Annotated in this window: 20 protein-coding genes; 8 read left to right on the top strand and 12 right to left on the bottom strand. The window is 62.8% G+C overall.

Translation table 11 applies throughout. The features are described 5' to 3' along the window. The first annotated feature begins 21 nt into the window (after positions 1 to 21). The 4 genes from AKG11_RS13080 (at position 22) to AKG11_RS13065 (ending at position 3,260) form a co-directional block, all read left to right on the top strand. Positions 22 to 924 carry a metallophosphoesterase family protein gene (locus AKG11_RS13080; RefSeq protein WP_024270474.1) on the top strand — a complete coding sequence of 301 codons (903 nt, stop codon included), beginning with the start codon at positions 22 to 24 and terminating at the stop codon, positions 922 to 924. A 131-nt stretch (positions 925 to 1,055) separates the two neighbouring features. Further along, a complete protein-coding gene (locus AKG11_RS13075; protein WP_024270475.1) occupies positions 1,056 to 1,688 on the top strand; it encodes a tetratricopeptide repeat protein in 633 nt (210 codons plus the stop codon). 196 nt (positions 1,689 to 1,884) lie between these two features. Further along, positions 1,885 to 2,403 (top strand): RNA polymerase sigma factor, encoded by a 519-nt coding sequence (locus tag AKG11_RS13070; protein WP_024270476.1) that lies wholly within the window; start codon positions 1,885 to 1,887, stop codon positions 2,401 to 2,403. Next, positions 2,403 to 3,260: an anti-sigma factor family protein gene (locus AKG11_RS13065; protein ID WP_023517262.1), complete on the top strand. Its 858-nt coding sequence runs from the start codon at positions 2,403 to 2,405 to the stop codon at positions 3,258 to 3,260. Before AKG11_RS13070 ends, AKG11_RS13065 begins: the two co-directional genes overlap by 1 nt. 94 nt (positions 3,261 to 3,354) lie before the next feature. Here AKG11_RS13065 and leuA read toward each other — a convergent pair whose 3' ends face one another. Together leuA and AKG11_RS13055 are read right to left on the bottom strand one after the other, a co-directional pair. Further along, complete coding sequence (gene leuA / locus AKG11_RS13060; protein WP_024270160.1) at positions 3,355 to 5,064, bottom strand: 2-isopropylmalate synthase; 1,710 nt, start codon at positions 5,062 to 5,064, stop codon at positions 3,355 to 3,357. Between the two features lie 463 nt (positions 5,065 to 5,527). Next, complete coding sequence (locus tag AKG11_RS13055; RefSeq protein ID WP_024270161.1) at positions 5,528 to 6,106, bottom strand: ATP-dependent Clp protease proteolytic subunit; 579 nt, start codon at positions 6,104 to 6,106, stop codon at positions 5,528 to 5,530. A gap of 245 nt (positions 6,107 to 6,351) precedes the next feature. Here AKG11_RS13055 and AKG11_RS13050 point away from each other — a divergent pair, with 245 nt between their 5' ends. Then, positions 6,352 to 6,930, top strand: coding sequence for a HupE/UreJ family protein (locus AKG11_RS13050; RefSeq protein WP_050744174.1), 579 nt, complete (start codon positions 6,352 to 6,354; stop codon positions 6,928 to 6,930). Between the two features lie 35 nt (positions 6,931 to 6,965). Here the strand turns inward: AKG11_RS13050 and queF are convergent, their stop codons facing one another. The 3 genes from queF to AKG11_RS13035 all read right to left on the bottom strand — a co-directional run bounded on the left by queF (position 6,966) and on the right by AKG11_RS13035 (position 10,658). Further along, positions 6,966 to 7,430: a preQ(1) synthase gene (queF, locus tag AKG11_RS13045; protein ID WP_050744173.1), complete on the bottom strand. Its 465-nt coding sequence runs from the start codon at positions 7,428 to 7,430 to the stop codon at positions 6,966 to 6,968. Then, entirely contained in the window at positions 7,417 to 8,337 is a 921-nt protein-coding gene (locus AKG11_RS13040; RefSeq protein WP_371260072.1) for a cation diffusion facilitator family transporter, read from the bottom strand. Before AKG11_RS13040 ends, queF begins: the two co-directional genes overlap by 14 nt. 131 nt (positions 8,338 to 8,468) lie before the next feature. Then, on the bottom strand, positions 8,469 to 10,658 hold the full coding sequence (locus AKG11_RS13035) for an anthranilate synthase (RefSeq protein ID WP_050744171.1): 2,190 nt from the start codon (positions 10,656 to 10,658) through the stop codon (positions 8,469 to 8,471). A gap of 393 nt (positions 10,659 to 11,051) precedes the next feature. Between AKG11_RS13035 and AKG11_RS13030 the strand changes: the two genes are divergently transcribed. From AKG11_RS13030 to AKG11_RS13020, 3 genes are all read left to right on the top strand, one after another. Next, positions 11,052 to 11,360 (top strand): hypothetical protein, encoded by a 309-nt coding sequence (locus AKG11_RS13030; protein ID WP_024270162.1) that lies wholly within the window; start codon positions 11,052 to 11,054, stop codon positions 11,358 to 11,360. 94 nt (positions 11,361 to 11,454) lie between these two features. Next, a complete protein-coding gene (locus tag AKG11_RS13025) occupies positions 11,455 to 12,183 on the top strand; it encodes an extensin-like domain-containing protein (protein ID WP_050744170.1) in 729 nt (242 codons plus the stop codon). A 102-nt stretch (positions 12,184 to 12,285) separates the two neighbouring features. Further along, positions 12,286 to 12,792, top strand: coding sequence for a DUF1993 domain-containing protein (locus AKG11_RS13020; RefSeq protein WP_050744231.1), 507 nt, complete (start codon positions 12,286 to 12,288; stop codon positions 12,790 to 12,792). A gap of 146 nt (positions 12,793 to 12,938) precedes the next feature. On the opposite strand, the gene AKG11_RS13015 is transcribed toward AKG11_RS13020, so the two are convergent. From AKG11_RS13015 to AKG11_RS12985, 7 genes are all read right to left on the bottom strand, one after another. Further along, the gene (locus tag AKG11_RS13015; protein ID WP_050744169.1) at positions 12,939 to 14,618 is read right to left on the bottom strand and encodes a formate--tetrahydrofolate ligase; all 1,680 of its coding nucleotides are present in this window, start codon (positions 14,616 to 14,618) and stop codon (positions 12,939 to 12,941) included. Between the two features lie 224 nt (positions 14,619 to 14,842). Beyond that, on the bottom strand, positions 14,843 to 15,994 hold the full coding sequence (locus AKG11_RS13010) for a DUF2333 family protein (RefSeq protein ID WP_050744168.1): 1,152 nt from the start codon (positions 15,992 to 15,994) through the stop codon (positions 14,843 to 14,845). Further along, complete coding sequence (locus AKG11_RS13005) at positions 15,987 to 17,288, bottom strand: DUF6638 family protein (protein WP_024270163.1); 1,302 nt, start codon at positions 17,286 to 17,288, stop codon at positions 15,987 to 15,989. Before AKG11_RS13005 ends, AKG11_RS13010 begins: the two co-directional genes overlap by 8 nt. Continuing rightward, positions 17,285 to 17,689 (bottom strand): endonuclease domain-containing protein, encoded by a 405-nt coding sequence (locus tag AKG11_RS13000; protein ID WP_023516032.1) that lies wholly within the window; start codon positions 17,687 to 17,689, stop codon positions 17,285 to 17,287. The genes AKG11_RS13005 and AKG11_RS13000 overlap by 4 nt, the downstream gene beginning before the upstream one ends. A gap of 152 nt (positions 17,690 to 17,841) precedes the next feature. Next, on the bottom strand, positions 17,842 to 19,752 hold the full coding sequence (locus AKG11_RS12995; protein WP_050744167.1) for an AAA family ATPase: 1,911 nt from the start codon (positions 19,750 to 19,752) through the stop codon (positions 17,842 to 17,844). A gap of 111 nt (positions 19,753 to 19,863) precedes the next feature. Further along, positions 19,864 to 21,012, bottom strand: a complete 1,149-nt coding sequence (locus tag AKG11_RS12990; protein ID WP_023516034.1) for a hypothetical protein — start codon at positions 21,010 to 21,012, stop codon at positions 19,864 to 19,866. Between the two features lie 190 nt (positions 21,013 to 21,202). After that, positions 21,203 to 22,291 carry a hypothetical protein gene (locus AKG11_RS12985; RefSeq protein WP_050744166.1) on the bottom strand — a complete coding sequence of 363 codons (1,089 nt, stop codon included), beginning with the start codon at positions 22,289 to 22,291 and terminating at the stop codon, positions 21,203 to 21,205. Positions 22,292 to 22,310 lie beyond the last annotated feature (19 nt).

Here is a 22,310-nt window from a genome sequence, read left to right as displayed (position 1 = left end):
TCTTATGCACTAAGGAAGGATATGTTCAGACTTGCCCATATATCGGACGTCCATCTCGGGCCGCTCCCTGCCCTCACCTTCCTGGAGCTTTTTTCCAAGCGCATCACCGGCTTCGTCAACTGGCACCGCAACCGGCGCCGGCACCTCTTCGCCAACACGCTGGACATCGTTCTGGACGATCTCGAGCGGCGCGACCCGGATCATCTCGCGATCACCGGCGACCTCGTGAACCTTGCCTCCTCGCTCGAGATCGCCGCCGTCAAAAGCTGGCTGGCGGAGGCCGGCACGCCGGAGAACGTCTCGGTCGTGCCGGGCAACCACGACGCCTATGTGCGGGGCGCCTACGAAAAATCGACCAGGGCCTGGTATCCCTACATGCGTGGCGACAACGCACCGGCCGAATGGGACGAGGACTTTCACGTCTTTCCCTACATGCGGGTTCGCGGCCAGGTGGCGATCATCGGCTGCTCGACGGCGGTCGCAACGCCGCCCTTCGCCGCCTCGGGCTATTTCGGCAGGCGGCAGGCGCGCGAAACCGTCAATCTCCTGCGAGCGGCAGAGAAGCACGGCCTCTTCCGTGTCGTGCTGATCCACCACCCGCCGATCCGCGGCGCAACCTCGCTCCACAAGCGCATGATCGGCATCCGCCGCTTCGCCGCCACGGTCTCGACGGGTGGCGCCGACCTCGTGCTGCACGGCCACACCCACCTCAATACGGTGCATTGGCTGCCCGGGCAGACGAAGCAGATTCCAGTCGTCGGCATTGCCTCGGCCTCGCAGGGGCCGGGCGGCCACAAGCCGCCGGCGGGCTACAACCTGTTCTCCATTTCCGGCGCCCCCGGGAACTGGAACGTCATGCGCGAGCGCTACGCGCTGACGACGGACGGCCTTGCGCTGGCACTGGCGGAAACCACGCGTTTCTAGCATCCCCGGCCGAATAAAACCCTCTATTCCCCCGTCATATCCTCTCAGAACGGTCGGCCCGCAAGAGCACCGAAAGAGCCGGCCGCTCGAACGGCCAGCGCCGGGCAGACGACAAGAACGAGAGGGAACCCATGACCATGCTCCGCCACACCATGCTGCTTTCATTCTGCGCCGCCGTTTCGCTGACGGCGCTGTCGGCCGCGCGCGCAGCCGATTCCGATACCACCACCCCGCCGGTCGCGACCGAAACGACGACGACCTGCACGGACGGCAAGATCTGGAACGAGGAAAAGAAGGAATGCGTCGCGCCCGAGGACCTGAAGCCGGCCGAAGGCACGCCCGCCGAGGGCACGACGCCCGAGGACAAGGCGAAGACGGAGGAGCAGAAGAAGACCGAACGCAAGATCGACGATAAGCTCTATGAGGCCGCACGCGAATTCGCCTATGCCGGCCAGCATGAGAATGCGCTTCGGGCGCTGCGCGCCGCCTACGACCAGGAGGATCCGCGCATCCTCAACTACATGGGCTACAACACCCGCAAGCTCGGCGACATGGCGCGAGGCATGGCCTATTACAAGCGGGCGCTGCAGAAGGACGAGAACTATATCCTCGCCCGCTCCTATATGGGCCAGGCGCTGATCGAGCAGGGCGATATCGAAGGCGCCCGTGTCCAGCTCGTCGAAATCCGCGATCGCGGCGGCGAGAACACCTGGGCCTATCGCGCGCTGCTCCAGTCGCTCGGCGGCGAGCGCACCACTTACTGACAGAATGCCGGCGGCGCCGTCCGGAAACGGCACGGCGCCGGCCGACAAGGGATCAATCGTTGAGGGAACGCGGGAAACTGCGCTCCGGGTTGCCGTTCATGCTTGCAGACCCTAGGAAGAATGTTTCATATCAGACGGTCGCTGCCCGCCCGGCAGCGAATAGAGTTTTGATCCCGAACGTTTCCTTGGAAAAGCAATGCGTCCGACGGCAGAATCGAATGAGTTCCGGCGAGAATTGGTCAATTTGCTGCCGAAGTTGCGCCGTTTTGCGATGACGCTGACGCGCAACGGCAGCGATGCCGACGACCTCGTGCAGGAGGCATGCGAGCGGGCCATCACGCGGAGCCATCTATGGAACGGGGAAGGCCGGCTGGAAAGCTGGGTTTATGCCATGACGCGCAATCTCTGGGTGGACGAGATCCGCAAGCGAAAGGTCCGCACAGGGTCCGGCACGGTAGATGTCGCCGAGCAGGATAGCCTGCATATCGAAGCGTCAGCCGACAAGGCGGTCTATGCCAAGCAGTTGCACAAGTTGATCATGACCATGCCGGAAGGTCTCTCGAGTGTCTTTCTCCTCGTCAATGTCGAAGGTCACAGCTATCGGGAGGCGGCGGATATTCTGGGCATACCGATCGGCACCGTGATGAGCCGGCTTTCGGCGGCCCGCATCCGGCTTGCGGCCATGATCTCGGAACAGATGGAAAGGAGGGCCTGATGGTGGAGAGCACACAGGGTCTTCCGCTCGAAGTACGCTTGTCGGCCTATCTCGATGGCCAGCTGCCGGAAGCGGAAATGGACGAGATCAACGCGATCCTCGCCGAGGACGACGACGCGCGCATTGTCTTCGAGAAGTTGAAGCTCGGCAGCGATTTCGGCGCGCGCGCCTTCGACAAGCTGCTGCAGGAGCCCATTCCGCTCGATCTGGTGCGCAACATCAAGGAGGCGGGCAAAAAGGACGAAGAGCCGCCGAAGGCGGGCTTTGCCGCCATCCCCGTCGCCGTGGCCGCGCCGCGCCGCCCGTCCGCCGTCTGGCCAAAGGCGCTTGCCGCCTCGCTCGTGCTGTTCCTCGCCGGCGGCGCTGCCGGTTATCTCGTCGGCGAACGGCAGGACGGTACGTCTGAGCTTGCCTCTACCCAGTTCGCCCCCGCCCGCACCTGGCTGGACGATATCGCCGACTATCACCGCATCTACGCCCGCCAGACACGCCATCTCGTGGAGGTGCCGGCGAGCGACAAGGAACATATCGTCGAATGGCTGTCCGCCAGCACGGGCGTGCCCTTCAAGCTGCCTGACCTTTCCGACCAGAACCTGACCTTCGAAGGCGCGCGCCTGCTGGTCGCCGGCGGCAAGCCGGCCGCACAGCTGCTCTATCGCAATGCCCAGAACGAGGTCTTCGCCATCTGTTTCGTCCAGAGCGACCCGGTCGAAACCGTCACAGCCCTCACCGAAAGCATGCGCAACGATATCGGCCTCGTCTCCTGGCAGAAAGGCAGCGCGTCCTATGTCGTGGTCGGCCCCTCGGCCGATCCGGCGCTGGAGCGCATCGCCGAAGCGGTTTCCTCGACGATCTGAGCATTCCCGCAGCGGGTGCACCCACGGTTTTCCGGCATCGAAAAAGCCCGACAGCGTCGCTGTCGGGCTTTTTCCGTTCCAGAATTGCCAACGCTTAGCCGCGAACGGCGAGCACGCGGTTGGCGGCCGAGACGATGGCTTCGAGCGAGGCCGTCACGATGTTCGTGTTGATGCCGACGCCGAACAGCTTGCCGCCGGGATGCTCGACCTCGACATAGGCGATGGCCGCCGCGTTCGAGCCGTGCTGGAGCGAGTGCTCGGAATAGTCGGCCACCGACATCGGGATGCCCAGATAGATCGAGAGGGCATTGATGAACCCGTCGATCGGGCCGGTGCCCTTGCCTTCGATGCGCTTCGTCTCGCCGCCATCGGTGATCTCGGCGGCAACGATGCGCGTGCCCTTCTGGCCGGCATCATCGGGATAGGTGTGGTGATCGACGAAGCGCAGGCGCGTGCCCGGCTGCGTGACATAGCGCTGCATGAAGCTCTCGTGGATGCGCTTCGACGGCAACTCCACGCCCTCTTCGTCGGTAATGCGCTGAATCTCCTCGCGGAACTCCACCTGCAGGTTGCGCGGCAGGTTGATGCCGTAGTCTTCCTGCAGGATGTAGGCGATGCCACCCTTGCCGGACTGCGAGTTGATGCGGATGATCGCCTCGTAGGAGCGGCCGACGTCCTGCGGGTCGATCGGCAGATAGGGCACTTCCCAGATCGGCTTGTTGGCCTTCTTGATGGCCTTCATGCCCTTGTTGATGGCGTCCTGGTGCGAGCCAGAGAAGGCCGTATAGACCAGTTCGCCGACATAGGGATGGCGCTCGGGAATGGCCATCTCGTTGGAATATTCGTAGACGGCCTTGATGCGCTCGATGTCGGAGCAGTCGAGCTTGGGATCGACGCCCTGCGTGTACATGTTCAAGGCCAGCGTGACGACGTCGACATTGCCCGTGCGCTCGCCATTGCCGAACAGCGTGCCTTCGACGCGGTCGGCGCCGGCCATCAGCGCCAGTTCGGTCGCGGCGATGCCGGTGCCGCGGTCGTTGTGCGGGTGCAGCGAGATGATGACGTTCTCGCGGTTGTCGATGTTGCGGCACATCCATTCGATCTGGTCGGCATAGATGTTCGGCGTCGCCATCTCGACCGTGGACGGCAGGTTGAGGATCAGCTTGTTGTCCGCCGTCGGCTTGACGATCTCCACGACCGCGTTGCAGATCTCCAGCGCCACTTCCAGCTCGGTGCCGGTAAAACTCTCCGGGGAATATTCGAAACGGTAGCCGCCGCCGGCCTTGGCGGCCATGTCGGTGATCATCTTGGCGGCATCGGTGGCGATCTGCTTGATGCCGGGAACGTCCTTGGCGAACACGACGCGGCGCTGCAATTCACTCGTCGAATTGTAGAAATGGATGATCGGCTTGTGGGCGCCTTCCAGGGCTTCAAAGGTGCGGGTGATCAGCTCCGGGCGGCACTGCACCAGCACCTGGAGGGAGACGTCCTGCGGCACGTTGCCCTCTTCGACACACCAGCGGGCGAAGTCGAAATCGGTCTGCGAAGCGGAGGGGAAACCGATCTCGATTTCCTTGAAACCCATATCCAGCAGCAGCTGGAACATGCGGGCCTTGCGGTCGTGGCCCATCGGGTTGACCAGCGACTGGTTCCCGTCGCGCAGGTCCACCGAACACCAGATCGGTGCCTCGGTAATGGTCTTGCCGGGCCAGGTGCGGTCCGCAATGTTGATCGTCGGGTAGGCCTGATACTTGGTTACGGCCTCGGGCATGCCCTGCTTGGGGGAATGGGTCTTCAAAATCATCGTCTTCGTCTCTTCGTCGTCCCGGCATTCGCGAGAACGTCTTAGCGCAAGCACACGGGCTTGGCGACGGCGAATGCAGCGGAATTCATGCATTGGGGGTGAAACGAGGAGCTATTGCCGGACGGGCTTTTCGGCCGCCGGGCGCTCCTCAGCGAACCCGGCAACCGCGCGTAAGGCCGAGAAGAAGAAGCGAGGAGAAGCCGCGCGAACGCTCACGGACAGCTGCGCTGCCGCGAGAAACCCGTTCGATGATCTGTGCGCTGGTCTTCAACATGAGGCGGCTTATAGCGGGGGAGAGACGAAAGGGCAAGCGGGGCGCAGGATTTTTGCCGAAACGCCCCTCACCTGCCTGCCGGCATCCTCTCCCCGCAAGCGGGGAGAAGAGCGATGGGCTCTCCGTTCTGCCCCTTCTCCCCGCTTGCGGGGAGAAGGTCCCGGCAGGGGGATGAGGGGCAAGGGCGGATCAGATATCCGCCTGCGACGTCACGATGCGCGAGACGAGGCCATAACCCTTGGCTTCTTCGGCCGAGAGCCAGTAGTCGCGGTCCGTGTCCTTGGCGATCTTCTCGATCGGCTGGCCGGTCGCTTCGGCGAAGATCTTGTTGAGGCGCTCGTTCATCTTGATGATCTCGCGCGCCTGGATCTCGATGTCAGACGCCATGCCGCGGGTGCCGCCCGACGGTTGGTGCAGGAGGAAGCGGGTGTTCGGCAGGCAAAGGCGCTGTTCCTTCGGTGCGGCGACATAGATCAGTGCACCGGCGGAAGCGACCCAGCCCGTGCCGATCATCCAGACCTTCGGCTTGATGAACTTGATCATGTCATGGATCGAATCGCCCGATTCGACGTGACCGCCCGGCGAATTCACATAGATGCGGATGTCTTCGTCGCTGGCGGCGGCAAGCGCCACGAGCTGCGAGCAGACCTTCTGCGCCAGTTCCTGGTTGATCGGCCCATAGATGAAGATCGAACGCGACTTGAAAAGGTTCGCCTCCGTTTCCTTGCCCAGGGGCAGTTCCGTCTTCTTGTCGTCTTCGTCGCTCATCCAAAGTCTCCGGATTGCTCGTCAATAGTCCTGTCGCTGTCAGATAATGCGACTCACTGGCCAAGACAATGCAACAAAACCAATAGGTGGCGATAGAGCCTCACCGCACCACCGGAAAACAGGGTAAATACGCCCGGCAAGGTGCGCACTTTGCGTATGGACCCGGCGCCGGCACTGCTCCTACGATCCTTGCCTTACCGACACAGGCGCCGGTCATTCCCCAGACCGGCGGAACAGGGGACACCATGATCAGACGCATCCCGCTGGCGCTGGCCGCGCTCGCCGTCACGGCCGTACCGGCCTTCGCTCATCTCAATCCGGAAGAGCACGGCTCCTTCATGGCTGGCTTCTCGCATCCGCTCTTCGGCCTCGACCATATCCTCGTCATGGTCGCCGTCGGCCTCTGGGCGGCACAGATCGGCGGCAAGGCGCTCTGGGGCGTGCCGGCGGCCTTCGTTACAACGATGGCGGTCGGCTTCGGCCTTGCACTGGCAGGTATCGATCTGCCCTTCGTCGAGCCGGCGATCCTTGCCTCGGTCGTCGCCCTCGGCCTGCTCGTGGCCATGGCGGTGAAACTCGACACGGCGGCCTCGGCCGCGATCGTCGCCACCTTCGCGCTCTTCCACGGCCATGCCCATGGCGGCGAGCTCGGCAGCGCCGGCGCCTTCGAATTCGGCGTCGGCTTCGTCGTCGCGACCGCGCTGCTCCACATTGCCGGCATCGGTTTCGGCCTCGGCATCGCGCGCCTTTCGGGTGGCGCCATCGCGGCCCGCATCCTCGGGGCCATTACGGCGCTCACCGGCCTGGTTCTCGCCTTCGGCTGATGCCTGACGGGCGGCGGGACAAACCGCTGCCCCCTTCACCCCCGGCCGCGATAGGGCTGGACGCCCTGATCCGGGATCCACACACCCTTCGGCGCGTCGCCCGTCTGCCAGAACACATCGATCGGAATGCCGCCGCGCGGATACCAGTAGGCGCCGATACGCAGCCATTTCGGCTCCAGCAGGCCGACGAGGCGCTTGGCGATGTCGATGGTGCAGTCCTCGTGGAAGGCACCATGGTTGCGGAAGGAATGCAAATAGAGCTTCAGCGACTTCGATTCGACCAGCCAGCCATCCGGTATGTAGTCGATGACGATATGCGCGAAATCCGGCTGGCCGGTCATCGGGCAGAGCGAGGTGAATTCCGGCGCGGTGAAACGCACCACAAAATCCGTGCCGGCGTGGCTGCTCGGCACCTTTTCCAGAACGGCGGTGTCCGGGTTGGACGGCAGATCAACCGGCTGGCCGAGCTGCGACAGTCCCAATACGTCAGTCTTGCTCATTGTGAACCTCTTCGATCTTCACTCTGATCCCATGCGCCTTTTCCGTCTCCGGCTCGACATGGATGGCGATCTGCGCGCCCGGCTGCACGGCGCGGATGGCATCCTCCAGCCGGTCGCAGATGTCGTGCGCCTCGCCGACGGGCATCCGCGCCGGCACGACGAGGTGAAAATCGACGAAGGTCGCCGCCCCTGCCCTGCGCGTCTTCAGGTCATGCACGCCGAGCGAGCCCGCGCCGTGCGCGGCAATCGCCGCCTGGATGGCCTCCGCTTCCTCCGGCTCCACCGCATGGTCCATCAGGCCATCGACCGAATGGGCGATGACCTTCCAGCCCTGGTAAAGGATGTTCAGCGCCACAAGCACGGCCAGCAGCGGATCCAGCACCGCATAGCCGGTGGCGATGGCGAGAACGAGGCCAACGAGCACCCCGATCGAAGTCACGACGTCGGAGAGGATGTGCTGTCCGTCCGCCGACAGGGCCGGCGAGCGATAGCGTTTCCCTGCACGGATGAGCGTGTAGGCCCAGATCACATTGATGACGCCCGCAAGGAAGTTGATGGCAAGGCCCAGCGCCGGCGCCTCCATCTGTGTGGGTGCAAGCACCGCCGGCAACGCCTCGGCAACGATCAGCAACGCCGCCACGACGATCAGCACGCCCTCCAGGACCGCCGACAGATACTCCGCCTTGTGGTGGCCGAAGGGATGCGTCTTGTCCGCCGGTTTCGCCGCATAGGTGATCGCGGCGAAAGCGACGATGGCCGCCACCACATTGACGCTCGATTCCAGCCCGTCCGACAGGAGCGCCACGGACCCCGTCACCCACCAGGCGACGAGCTTCAGCCCCATGACGAAAAGCGAAAGCGGGATGCCCCAGAGCGCCAGCCGCTTGACCCTGTCAGAATTTTCCATGCCACTCTCCATGCGCATGCAACCGAGTTGCAAAAAGCCTGGTCCATCAACGCAAAACCGCGCGCACGGGGTCGTGCACGCGGTTTTCTCTTGGGGTCGATATCGGCCAGTTCGGCCGTTTTGTCAAAGCCTCAGGCGGCTTTTACCTTCGCTTTTTTCGAAAGGTGCGCCACCACGTTCTCGATCATGCGCATACCGGCATCCTGGCCGAGCGTCATGATCGATTCCGGGTGGAACTGCACCGCCGCCACCGGCTCGCTGACATGCTCGATACCCATGATCGTGCCGTCCTCGCTTTCCGCCGTGATGATGAAATCACGCGGCAGCGTGGCCGGATCGGCGAAGATCGAATGGTAGCGGCCGACCGTCACCTCGCGGCCGAGACCGGAGAAGACAACGCCCGGCTCCAGCACGCGGATGCGCGACGGCTTGCCGTGCATGGGGATGGCGAGCTGGCGCAGTTCACCGCCATAGGCCTCGGCAAGCGCCTGCAGGCCGAGGCAGACCCCGAAGATCGGCAGGTTGCGCGCCCGCGCCTTCTTGATCGTCGCCTTGCAGTCGAAATCCTTCGGCGTGCCCGGTCCAGGCGAAAGCACGACGAGATCGGGCTTGATGCGATCGAACACCTCCTCGGGAACCGGCGTGCGCACGGTCGTCACCGTCGCACCCGTCTGGCGGAAGTAGTTGGCGAGCGTGTGGACGAAACTGTCCTCGTGGTCGACGAGCAGGATATTGACCCCAGCGCCGACGGCCGCAACGTCACGCTGGACTTTTGCGGAATTGCCGGACCTGGCGTCGCGGATGGCGGAGATCATGGCGGAGGCCTTCAGTTCGGTTTCGGCTTCTTCTTCCTCGGGGTTGGAATCGTAGAGCAGCGTGGCACCGGCACGCACCTCCGCGATGCCATCCTTGATGCGGATGGTGCGCAGCGTCAGGCCCGTGTTCATGTCACCGTTGAAGCCGACCATACCGATCGCCCCACCATACCACGCCCGCGGGCTCTTCTCATGCGCCTCGATGAAGCGCATCGCCCAGAGTTTCGGCGCTCCCGTGACCGTGACGGCCCAGGCATGCGAGAGGAAGCCGTCGAAGGCATCCATGTCGTCGCGCAGGCGCCCCTCGATATGGTCGACCGTGTGGATGAGGCGCGAATACATCTCGATCTGCCGACGGCCGATGACCTTGACCGAACCCGGCTCGCAGACGCGGCTCTTGTCGTTGCGGTCGACGTCCGAGCACATGGTCAGTTCGGATTCGTCCTTTTTGGAATTGAGCAGTTTCAGGATCTGTTCCGAATCGGCAATCGGATCGTCGCCGCGCTTGATCGTGCCCGAGATCGGGCAGGTCTCGATGCGGCGGCCGGACACGCGCACGAACATTTCCGGCGAGGCGCCGACGAGATATTCCTGGTTGCCGAGATTGATGAAGAAGGAATAGGGCGACGGGTTGATCGCCTTGAGCCGGCGGGAAATTTCCGACGGCTTGCTTTCGCAGCGCTCGAAGAATTTCTGGCCCGGAACCACTTCGAAGAGGTCGCCGCGCCGAAAACTTTCCTTCGCCTTGACGACGAGCTCAGCATATTCGCCGGGGCGATGATCACCATGCGGCGGGATCACGTCAACGGTCTGGAATGGCTCGGGTGCGATCGCCTCGCCCTTGCCTTCCGTCGAAGTGCCGTCCTTGGAAAAATCATAGCGGTCGATCCAGGCCTTGGCGGCGTAGTGGTCGACGACGAGGATCTCGTCGGGCAGGAAGAGCACCATGTCGCGCTGGTCGTCCGGCCGCTTGAGCTTCAGGTCGATTGCATCGAACTGGAAGGCGAGATCGTAGCCGAAGGCGCCGTAAAGGCCGAGGCTCGCGTCCTGGTCCGAATGGAAGAGATCGGTGACGGCGCGCAGCACGGTGAAGACCGTCGGCATCTTGGAACGCTCTTCCTCGGTGAAGACCCGGTCGGGCAGCTTCACCTCGAGATCGAGACGGTTTTCCGTACGGGCGCCGAGCGCCAGTTCCGGCACCTCCGCCAGACGGTCGGCGATGAAGGCGAGCAGTATGGCACCGCGGGCGTTGTAGGCCTCGATCCAGACCGCACGGCCGAAGGAGGAGATGCCGAGCGGCGGATCGACGACGGCGGTGTCCCAGCGGGTATAGCGACCGGGATATTCGTAGTTCGACGAGAAAACCGCGCCGCGCCGTTCGTCGAGCTTGTCGACATAGGCGGAAATCGCATGAGCATAGTCGGCGGCGCGGCGACGACGTGTGACGGTGACCCCGCCCCTCGTCTCGTAGGCTTCGGCACCATCTTCCAGAATTTTCGTGGCCATTCCCCAACTCCGTTTCAGGCCCGGTCCCGTGACGGCGGCCCAAAAAGAAAAAGCCGCCTCGAAGGTTCCGGGCGGCTTGTCGTCTCAATCACGCATGACTGGTCAAGGCCGCCTCAGCGAGCCCACCACCAACCAGCGATGTTGATCATCTTTTCCATGAGCGGAGTGTTAGCGTGAAGTGCAGGCGCACGCAAGGCCGATTGCAGCCCGCGCGACACGGTATTCCGGATGTTGCGCCCTCGCATCACCCGGCATCGCACTTGCTGCGCATCGGACCAGGGCGGCGAAACAATCCGTCAATATGGCGAGAATTCGCCATGCCTGGAGGTTTGCCCCTTCCGTGAGCATATGCTAATGGCGCACGATAAACCATCGACATCAAGGCAAGAACCCATGGTCTCCATCATGGTGGAACAGTTCCGCGAAATGCAGATCCTGCTCGCGGAAACGATCGCGGACTATGAAACACCGGAGTTCACAAGGCTGGACGGCAGGATCGCCCGTGCCTTCGACACCCTCTACCGGTACGAACCGCGCAATGCCGACGAGGCCCACACCCTGGTCGGCCTTTTCCTCGACCTCATCGAAGACAATGACGGCGGCGACAGCGTTCACCTCATTCAGCGGGTGCGCACGATCATCGGCGACTATACCGCCCAGTCCCGTCCGCTGATGGAAATCACAAACGGCGCGGGCATCTGACCGCTCCGCCGGCAACCAAATCCGGTTTCCGGCGTTTCCCCGCTGATCTTGTCAGCCGGGAGACGGAACCATCGTCACGCTCCACCGACCAGCCATGCTCGCCGCCCTCCTCATTCTGGCCGGCGCCGCCGACCTGCCGAAGGACGGCCCCCTGCCCATAGCAAGACCGGAACAGAAATCCGAAGAAGGCTCCGGAAAGGGTTCGGCAGAAGCCGAGCGCAAGGCGGAAGACGATACGGAGAAGGCAAAGGAGCGCCCGCGGGAGGACGACACAGAGGAAGCCGCCTGCCTGGCGGCACTGAAGACCGTCGGGGCCGGTTTCAAGGCGGCGCCCGCCGTCAACGACGGCAAGACCTGCGGCATCGACAGGCCCGTCCTGCTCGAGACCCTGCCGGGCGGCATCAAGGTCGAGCCCGCAGCGACGATCCGCTGCGAGACTGCGCTACAGCTCGCCCGCTGGATGGAAGGATCGGTGAAACCGTCCCTCGAAGCCGCCATGCCCGGCGAAACCGTCACCATGCTCTCCCAGGCCTCGGCTTATGTCTGCCGCAACCGCAACAACGCCGAGGACGGCAAGATCTCCGAACACGCCTTCGGCAACGCCGTGGACATTGCCGGCTTTACGCTGAAAAGCGGCAAGACCGTCACGATCCGCCCGGCGGACAAGGAGCCGACCCTCGAAGGCGCGTTCCAGCGCACCATCACGGAGGCAGCCTGCCTCTACTTCACCACGGTGCTCGACCCCGGCAGCGACGCGGCGCACCAGAACCACCTGCATCTCGACGTGAAGGACCGGCGCGGCGGCTACCGCTATTGCTGGTAGGAGGATTATATTTCAGCCGGCTCCTGAAAAGCCCGGATGGCAGCCCTATTTCAGGCGGGGCCTTCCGGCCTTTCGTCCTTTCTGCCCAACAAGGTTCCCGCCATGTCCATCACCCCCTACGATCTCTCCATCCCGGCCTTCCAGCGTGGCTTTACCGTGCTCGCCAAGCTGCTCGACAAGGCCGTGGCCTTCGCTGAAGACAAGAAGATCAAACCGGAAATTCTGGTCAATGCCCGCCTAGCACCGGACATGCTTTCACTTGCCGGCCAGATCCAGCGCATGAGCGACACCGCAAAGGGCGCCGCCGCGCGCCTGACCGGCACGGCGGCACCGAGCTTTGCCGATGACGAAACCACAATGGCTGATCTGCGCGCCCGCATCGAGAAGACCACGGCCTATCTCGCAAGCGTGCCGGAAGCCGCCTTCGAAGGCGCAGAGGACCGCACCGTCGTGGTAAAGACACGCGGCGGAGAGCTGAGCTCCTCCGGCAGGGACTATCTCCTCACCTTCGCCCTGCCGAACTTCTACTTCCATCTGACGACCGCCTACGCGATCCTGCGCCACAATGGCGTCGCAGTGGGCAAGCTGGACTATCTTGGGCGGGCGTAAGACCTTCTGGACCTTCAGATATCCGGTTCTCCCCTCCGTCATCCTCGGGCTTGACCCGAGGATCCATGCAGCGGGTGTTCCGTCATGATCGGGTCAAGCCCGACCATGACGGAACAGAGGTCTGCGAGAGCGCCAACACGCCCGCCTCAGAACAGCCCCTCGATAAAACCTTCCTCGTTGAGGAAGATCTTTTCCGACGACGGCACCTTCGGCAGGCCCGGCATGGTCATGATCTCGCCGGTGATGACGACGACGAAACCGGCACCGGCCGAAAGGCGTACTTCGCGCACCGGCACCGTATGGCCCGAGGGCGCGCCACGCAGGTTCGGGTCGGTCGAGAAGGAATATTGCGTCTTGGCCATGCAGACCGGCAGGTTGCCGTAGCCCTGCTCCTCCCAGATACGCAACTGGTCGCGCACCGACTTGTCCGCGATCACCTCGCCGGCATGGTAGATGTCCTTGGCGATGGTCTCGATCTTCTGGAACAGCGGCATCTCGTCGGGATAGAGCGGCGAGAACTGCGACAATCCGGATTCGGCCAGCTCCACCACCTTGCGCGCAAGGTTCTCGATGCCGGCCGAGCCGAGCGCCCAGTGCCGGCAGAGGATCGCCTCCGCGCCGAGCGTCGCGACATAGTCCTTCACCGCCTGGATTTCCGCATCCGTGTCCGAGATGAAATGGTTGATGGCGACGACAACGGGCACGCCGAACTTCTTGACGTTCTGCACATGACGGCCGAGATTCGCGCAGCCCTTTTTCACCGCATCGATGTTTTCCCGGCCAAGATCGTCCTTCTTCACGCCCCCGTTCATCTTCATGGCGCGCACGGTGGCGACGATCACCGCCGCGTCCGGCTTCAGCCCGGCCTTGCGGCACTTGATGTCGAAGAATTTTTCCGCCCCGAGATCGGCGCCGAAACCGGCTTCCGTCACCACATAGTCGGCGAGTTTCAGCGCCGTCGTGGTTGCGACAACCGAATTGCAGCCGTGCGCGATGTTGGCGAAGGGGCCGCCATGCACGAAGGCCGGATTGTTCTCCAGCGTCTGCACGAGGTTCGGCTGCATGGCATCCTTCAGCAGCACCGTCATCGCGCCGTCCGCCTTGATATCCCGGGCAAAGACCGGCGACTTGTCTCGGCGATAGCCGACGATGATGCTGCCCAGACGTTTTTCGAGATCCTTCAGGTCCGTCGCAAGGCAGAGGATCGCCATGACCTCCGAGGCAACCGTGATGTCGAAACCCGTCTCGCGCGGATAACCGTTGGCGACCCCGCCGAGCGAGGCGACGATGTGGCGCAGCGCCCGGTCGTTCATGTCCATGACACGCCGCCAGGCGATGCGGCGGATGTCGATGTTCTGCTCGTTGCCCCAGTAGATGTGGTTGTCAATGAGCGCGGAAAGCAGGTTGTGTGCCGAGGTGATGGCGTGGAAGTCACCGGTGAAGTGAAGGTTCATATCCTCCATCGGCACGACCTGCGCGTAACCGCCGCCAGCCGCTCCGCCCTTCACACCGAAGCACGGCCCGAGTGAGGCCTCGCGGATACAGGTGATCGCCTTTTTGCCGATACGGTTGAGGCCGTCGCCGAGGCCGACCGTCGTCGTCGTCTTGCCCTCGCCGGCCGGCGTGGGATTGATCGCGGTGACGAGGATCAGCTTGCCGTTCTTCTTGCCCTTCTGCCCGGCAATGAGCTCGGCGCTGATCTTCGCCTTGTCATGGCCATAGGGCAACAGATGCTCGGCGGGAATGCCGAGCTTTTCGCCGATCTCCAGGATCGGCCTCTTCTTTGCGGCGCGGGCTATTTCGATATCGGATTTCACGTCGGCCATGCGGTGTCGCTCCCTTTCGGCACTGCTACCGCAACCGGGCTCCTCCCCCGAAGGCGGCGCTTCCTTCCTTGTCTGGCGCGCCATTTCACCGTGAAGCCCGTGGTGATGCCACACCGGGTTTTGCCGCCCGCTAGACCAGAAGCGACACACGGAGATAAATTTGCGCCTGAAACGAAAGCGGCGCGCGTTATCCGACGCGCGCCACTTTAAAAGCTCTGTCTTATTTATCGCGCCAGCACATCGCGCATTTCGACGAGATTTGAGCGCACGCGCAGAATGTAGAAGCCCATCGTGGCTAGATGCGTCGGCATGATCCACCCGTCTTCGCGGCCGTTCGAAATGATTGCCGGCTGGATGTTCAGCGCGGACCGCAGCTGCTTGATGCTCTCCACCCAGAGCGGCTCGATGCCGCGTGCCTTGATGACGGCGTCGAAATCCGCACCGGCAGCGGCGAGGATGCCGTAGTAACCGTAGAGCTGGCCATAGGCGAACCAGAAACGGTCGTCGGCACGCGTATCGAACCAGCCGCCATTGTGGAACTCCGACCGCTCGCGAATGATGGCCGAAGTCGAGCCGATATCGTTGGCGATGCGGTCGAGGAATTCGATCAGGTTGTCCGAGCGGCCGTCGAAGATCGCGTCACAGGCTTCGAGCGAGGCGTTGAACTTGCGCAGGTCCGCCATGGCCGTGCGATAGTAGTTCGGCGTCGGGGTCTTCGGCAGCAGCGAATCCGAGCCGAAATACCAGGTTTCCTCATCGAACTGGATATTGCCGCGGGCGCGCTGGAGATCGGCATTGATGCCCGAGGTGCCGCGCACGCGGCCGAGCGAATCGACGAGCTCCACCGCCGTGCGGCGGACCGCCTGGTTGATGCCGCGCTGGAACGAGGCCTTGTTGTCGAACCAGGGCGTCTTGTCCCAGTCGAGGCCGAAGAGCCCAAGCTTGTAGAGCAGCATGGAGGAGATCCAGGCATTCTGGTCGACATTGTAGTCGATGAGATCGGCCGTGACATCGACGATCGCCGAGCGCACGCAGGTCTTCGGCTCCGGCTCGGCAACCTCGCCCGTTGCCGGCGTTGTCGCCTGGGCGCCCGAGGCGGCCGTACCGGCATCCTGCTTGCGCTGGGCAAGGTTGTAGCTGTTGACGTAGTCGGGGTTGAAGCCGCTCCACATCTGGGTCTGCCAGATGAAATAGCCGTAGAAGCCGATGAGCACGAGAAGGCCGATGCCGATCGGCCCCTTGATGATCCAGCCGCGTGCCCGATACCAGTTCGTCACCGTCATGAACGGCCAGAGGATCCAGGCGATCACGAGGCCGATGCCCCGACCGATGGCCGCGAAGATGCGTTGGAAAAACGCGACGATCGGGTCAAGCATGGGCGTCGTCCTCTTTGATACCGAATAGTTTCCTGCGGAAGGCAGCCTTGTCCTGCAGATAGGTCCGCGTCAACGTCGTCACAACATAGGCGCGGAACTTTTCGCTGTATTGTTCGTAGGCGGCGTAGAATCCCTGCTTGTCGAAGACGAAGCGGGAGACGAAGTCGTAGGGAACCATCTGCGAAATCAGGCGGTTGACCAGCCACTGGTCCGGGTGCGCCGGTGCGGCGCGCACCAGCATGAAGCGCCGCTCCGGCGATACCTCGTTGATCTTGATCTCGCCCGTCGACGCGACGGTACGGATCGCCTCCTGCAGGAAGGGGTAGGTCCCGTCGCGCGCCACGAGCTCGGCGTTGCGGTGCATCCAGGTCTGCAGCCAGATGCGGTCGGCCTTTTCGAGATCGGCGGTCGGATCGCCCCGGTTGACGAGGCCGACGACCGTCATCTCCGCACGATGCTGGAAAAGGCCGGACGGCTCCACCCACGAGGCGCGCGGCAGCTCCAGCCGTTTGGTGGAAGCCAGGAAGTCGAAGATGCGCTTGTGATCGTCGAGCGCGATATAGCTCACCTGCCAGGGCCGCGAGCGGCGGAAGCCGGGCACGGAGGGATCGCAGATGACGGTCGTCGTCTTGTCATCGAGGAAGACATAAACGCCGCCGAAATGGTTCGCCCAATAGGCTTCGTGGCGGAAGACGAGCTGGTCCGGCACCAGCGCGTTCTGGCGGATGTCGCCGGTCTGCTTGGCAAGCTCCACCATGCGGTTGAGCATGGTGTCATCCGACCAGGCATTCGGTACGGTCTTCAGCCGATCGACCAGCCCGCGCAGCTCCGCCGCCTTGCCCAGCATGTCCTCGGCAGAGAGCACCTTGAAGCGCACCTCGTTGATCGACAGCAGGTCGTCGATGTCGTTGACGACGGAAACGGAATCCTCGATCTCGCCATAGAGCGCATCGCGGATGGTGATGGCGTTGATCGCCCGCGCATTGGCCGAGAAGAACTCGTGCATCAGGGCGGCGGTGTTGGAAAAGCTCGTATGCACCACCGGCAGGTTCACCTGCTCCGGCGTCATGATGACGAAGCGGCGGTTGACGCGGTTCGGATCGAGGTAGTCCCGATCACCGAGTTCGTCGGCGATTTCAGGCGAAAACCCGGTCATGTCGATGCGGAAGCTGGTCAGAGCGGTGCGCTTGATGCCGAACCCGTCGAGCGCCTTGTTGTAGCGCTCGACGAGATGCGGCTCATCGACCGGCAGCAGCCGGCCATAGATCAATTCGGCTTCGAGGAGGCGTTTCATGGGCGCTCCGCTGCAGGCAGATATGTAAAGTCCGCTGCCGATACGCGCTCGGAAAGACGCCCTTCACACGCTGCCAAAATCGTTTCCAACACAGCCTCGCGCTCTCCTATTACATCAACGTTCCAGAAGCGGGCAACTGACCAGCCATTTATGCGCATGAATTCATTTCGTTTCTGGTCATACTCACTACCGACATGCTGGCTCCCGTCAACCTCGACCACCAGCATTTTCTCCCGGCACGCAAAGTCAGCATAGTATGGCCCGATCGCGAATTGCCGCACAAACTTGAGACCGTTCAGACGACGGCCACGCAAGTCGGACCAAAGCAATGCCTCTGCATCATTGTCGACTTGGCGCAGTCGGCGGGCCTTGACGGTCTTTCGCTCGTTTGCGCCGCGCATTTGCCCCTCACCCTAACCCTCTCCCCGCAAGCGGGGAGAGGGAACATACTCCGTAAAAGGCTGTTGATCGGGGGAACCCATTACCGCAAATCCCTTCTCCCCGCTTGCGGGGAGAAGGTGGCCGGCAGGCCGGATGAGGGGCACTCCCGCGATCACCACCGCCCCTCCGCCTTCATCGTCTCGATCTCGTGGATCGCCTTTTCACGCTGGCGTTCGCGGCGGATGATGTCCGAAACGGCAGCGTGGTCGGATTTGTCGGTGTAGCGGAATTCGCTGTCGGCGTAGCGGTTGATCTCCTGGAGCACCATCTCCATGGTGATCGGCCCGCGCAGCTCCTCGATCATCGCCTTCTTCTCGTCGTAGCCCTTGTGCATGAAAGCGCCGGCCGTCGCGAACCAGTCGTCCGGCAGCTCCACGTCCATGGCGCGCATCTTGATGGCATCGGTGATGTTCTTGATGGCGCGGCCGGTAAAACGCGGTTCGGCAATCTTGATGCGGTGCAGATAGGCGCCGATATCGGCGAGCGTCTTGATCGCGCCGTGCTCCTTCTCGTGCATCTCCCAGACGGCAAGCAGGCCGTCTTCCTGCGGTTTGGCATGCTGCCCATAGGAGGTGGAGACGGCGCGCTTGATCTCCTGCCCCTCGAAAAGCGTGTGCCCGCCGAGCGGGATCGCATGGTTCTTGCCGACCAGCATGGCAAAGATGTCGATATAGTCGTCCTCGGTCTGCGGCCCGTCGACAAGCCACCGCGCGCCGGCGCGCTGGCGGAGCGCGTCATCGACATTTTCCGGATAGTTGGAGAACATGCCGAAGGTGCAGTTGCCGCGCACCACGGTCGAGGCGCCGGCAAAGCTCTCCATCAAAACGGCGGTGACTTCGTGCTGGCCGGCGGAGGCGCGGTCGTCGGACCGTTTCGCAGCCACCTGGTCGACATCATCGATCGTGCCGAACCCGATCGCCTTGGGATTAATGACGTTGTTGACGAATTCCTTGCAGTTCTGGCCGGATTTTCCCTGGTAGGACGAGATCTGGTCGACGCCGAAATTCTCGTAGTGGAAGGCATAGCCGGCGGTCTGGCAGTAGCCGTTGACGAGGCCGGCGAGCATCTGGATGAGGATCGTCTTGCCGGTGCCCGGCATGCCGTCGCCAATGAAAGTGAAGAGGAAGCCGCCGAGTTCGACGAAAGGGTTGAGCTGGCGCTCGAAATCATAGGCGACCAGCATCTTGGCAAGCTTCATCGCCTGGTATTTGGCGATGTGGTTGCCGATGATCTCCTCCGGTTTCTTGAAGGTCATCGTGAGCGGCTTGCGCTTCTGTCCGGGCGCAACGTCGAAACCGGAAAGCGTGAAATCGTCCTGCTCGATGCGGATATGGGCATTCTCGAAGCCGGCAAGGCCGGTGAAGCGCGCGCGACGCCCGATCAGCCCCTCGATGGCAACGCGCGAAAAGGCGCGGGCACGGCTGATGAGCGCCGCATCGTCAGGCGCTCCGGCAAGCGTGCCGTCAAGACCGGCGACCATGCTTTTCAAGGCATCCTGCGGCGTATCGAAGAGATAATCCGGCTCGCCGCCGTCCTCAACCGGCTCCCCCTCGCCCGGCAGCGTCGCGCCGAGATACGCGGCGAAGGTGAAGGCGGCGATATAGGCGGAGGCAGAGAGCAGCGCCTTGAACTGGTTGGCCTCGTCGCCCGCCAGCGGCGAAGCGAGGTTGCGCGCCTGCAGGCCCTCCAGATTGGTCTGGCGGGAAAAGGCGTCCGCCACCGCCAGGGCCACTTGCAGCCCGCGCCGGGAGCGGAAGAGCACGGCATGCTGCTGCGGCGTCAAAAGCGGATCGGCCGCGTGCACGGACTGGATGGTTTTTGCGAGTTCCACCTCACGCGTGCGTCTTGTGCCGGCGGTCGAGACGGTGGAGACGAAACGCCGGCCGGTGCCGGCGAGCGCCGTGCCGCTCTTGCCGTCTTCGCTTTCGAGGATGACGAGCTTTGTGACAAGGCTCTGCGCCGTCGCCTGGTGCTTGGCGATATCGTCTTCGTGGATCGTCGTCAGTCCGGCATTGAGGCTCATCGGTCTCAGTCCTTCCGAAAATTCGGCGACGAAGAGCCACCGAGAGATTTTAGGCTCCGCGGAGCCGTTTGCAGCCGGTGTTCAACAAGGCCGGCGAGGCGAGAGGAGAGCCTAGCCTTCGCTGATCACCTGGTTGCCCGAGATCACGTGCACCTTGTAAGCGCCGAAAATGCCGGCGGTCTCGCCGGCGGCATAGAGCGCCTGATAGGCATCGTGCGGCACCAGCGCGTGTTTCTCGTAGGCGCTGACACCCATGCGGGCGGCCTCGAGATCGTTGGTCTCGATGTGGAACTCCTCCTGCGCCGGAGTGGAACTCCAGAACCCCTTTTGCGCCGGCCGCTCGGCCTTGGAAAAGACCTCCTGCACCGTCCAGGTCAAAAGCCAGGCATTTTCCGGCTTCCTCACCTTGGAAAGGATCTCGTTGACCCGTTCGTTGTTCTCGGTGATTCCGGCCGAATAGAACGGCCCGAGCACGATGCGGCGCAACTGCTTGGGGTGCAGCGTCGGGAAATCCTTGTCGAGATTGGTGGCGATGGTCGCCGGCGTCAGCGAGTAAGCACTGTTCTTCAGCGCAAAATCGTCGAAGCGGCTGGCAAGCTCGGGATTGAGCAGGCCGCCGACCGGCAGCGGAATGTCCACATCAGGATTGAGCTTGCCGTCTTTCGTCACCAGCATGTTGATAACGTTTTCGCCCGAATCCTCGATGGTCGCCATATAGACCATCGGCAATGTCGCCGTGCCGTCGAAAGCGCCCCAGCACACGACATAGTAGGGTCGCATGGTCTTTGGATTGACCGCCACGCGGATCGTTTCCGGCAGCACGAAGGGCGAGAAGATGTCGCCCTTGCCGATCTGCTCCAGATAGAGCCGTTCGGCCATGCGTGCCTGGAGGTCGCTCGGAAAGGCCTTCTGGCGCAGGATGAAATCCGCCATCTCGCCGCGCAGCTGGTCGGCGTTCGGGATCGCAGCAAGCCGTTTTTCCGCGCTCTGCCGGTCGTTTTCCAACTCCAGCACATTCTGAAACACCGGAAAGCCGCTCTCGGCGCGCGACACGCGAAACTGCTGGACGAAGCCGATGCGGTTTTCCCAGCAGGCGAAGGAGGCCTTCAGCCTGGCAAGATAGGGCACGACGATCTCGCCCACCACGGAGTTGCGGTAGAGTGGCGAGTTGCGGTCGGCAAGGAAGATTTCCAGCCCGCCAAGGGCGGCGCGGATGGTGGAGAAATATTGCGCGACGGCGCTGTCGGCAGAAGCGTTCATGGCGCAGCATCCTCGCGGGCGGTCCGCAGTCGCCCCTCATCCGGCCTGCCGGCCACCTTCTCCCCGTAAACGGGGCGAAGGAGATATGCCGCACGCCTTTCCCCAGCCAACAGCCGTTCATGGGGCAAGTTCCCTCTCCCCGCTTGCGGGGAGAGGGTTAGGGTGAGGGGCAATGGCATGCCTGCAACCATCACTGCTTCACGTAATTGGCGGTGTTGTGCTTGTCCATCACGGCCTGGAAGCGCCGCGCGAAAGCATCGTCGGCGAGCTTCTTGCGGCGCTGGATGTCCTGGGTCGACAGCATGTTCTTCTCGTGCATTTCGAGAAGGTCGCCGATATGGCGCTGGGCGGCCGAGCCGATGCCGGCCATGGTCTCTTCCGCTGCGGTATCGACCTGCGAACCGAGCGTGTTGATCTTGTGCGCCACATCCTGCTGGGCGGCCGTCTTCAACGAATCTTCCAGCGCCTTATAGAGCACGATGCGCTGCTCGGTATCGATGGTCAGCTTGTTGATCAGCGTGTTCTGCGCGGCGATCTGGTTGTTGAGCGAATCGACGAAGGTCTGGAACATCGAGGTGTAGCGCTCCAGCGTCTGGCTTTCGGCGAGCAGCTCCTGCTCCTTCGCCTGCATCATGTTGTACTCGGTCGCGAGCGCCGAGCGTTCGCCCTCGAGGTCCGTGCGGCTCTTCTGGTCGGTCGAGGCGGCAATACGGTTTTCGAGGTCCATCAGCATCGGGTTCAGCTCCTCGATGCGCTTCTGGGTCGCCTCAAGGTTCACCATCGTTCCCTTGCGCCGCTCGATCACCTGCACGAGGCTCGCCTCAGAGGTCTTGTAGCGCTGGTCGAGGATCGACTTCTGCTCCTTGAGGATGCCGACGATCGTGTCGGACTTGGAGAGCAGTTCCTGCAGGTTGCCGGCGAGCGACATGTTGCGGACACGGTCGGTGCGCATGCGCTGCATCTTCTGCTTGGAGAAGATGCCGATGAACTTTTCGTAGCCCGTATAGCTCTTCATGCTCTCGAATTCGGTGCCGAAGATGTTCGTCGCATCCTCCAGCCCGATGATGAGATCGGCGATATTGCCCTCCATCACCTTCTGCTGGTTGATGACATCGGAAATGCGGGCGTTCTCGATATCGAAATTGACGTCGCCGAGCTTGGTATCCGCCTTAGCGAACTGGTCAAGCACGGCACTCGACTGCTCCATCTTGCTGCGCATCTGGTTGACGACGCTGCGGGTCTTCTCGATTTCCGCATCGAAGTTCTGAAGTGTGGCCATGCTTGTCCCCTTGAAACTC

This window comes from Shinella sp. SUS2, assembly GCF_001262505.1.
GTDB lineage: Bacteria > Pseudomonadota > Alphaproteobacteria > Rhizobiales > Rhizobiaceae > Shinella.
Note: the sequence above shows the minus strand (reverse complement) of the source record. Positions and strands in the feature narration are given on the sequence as shown.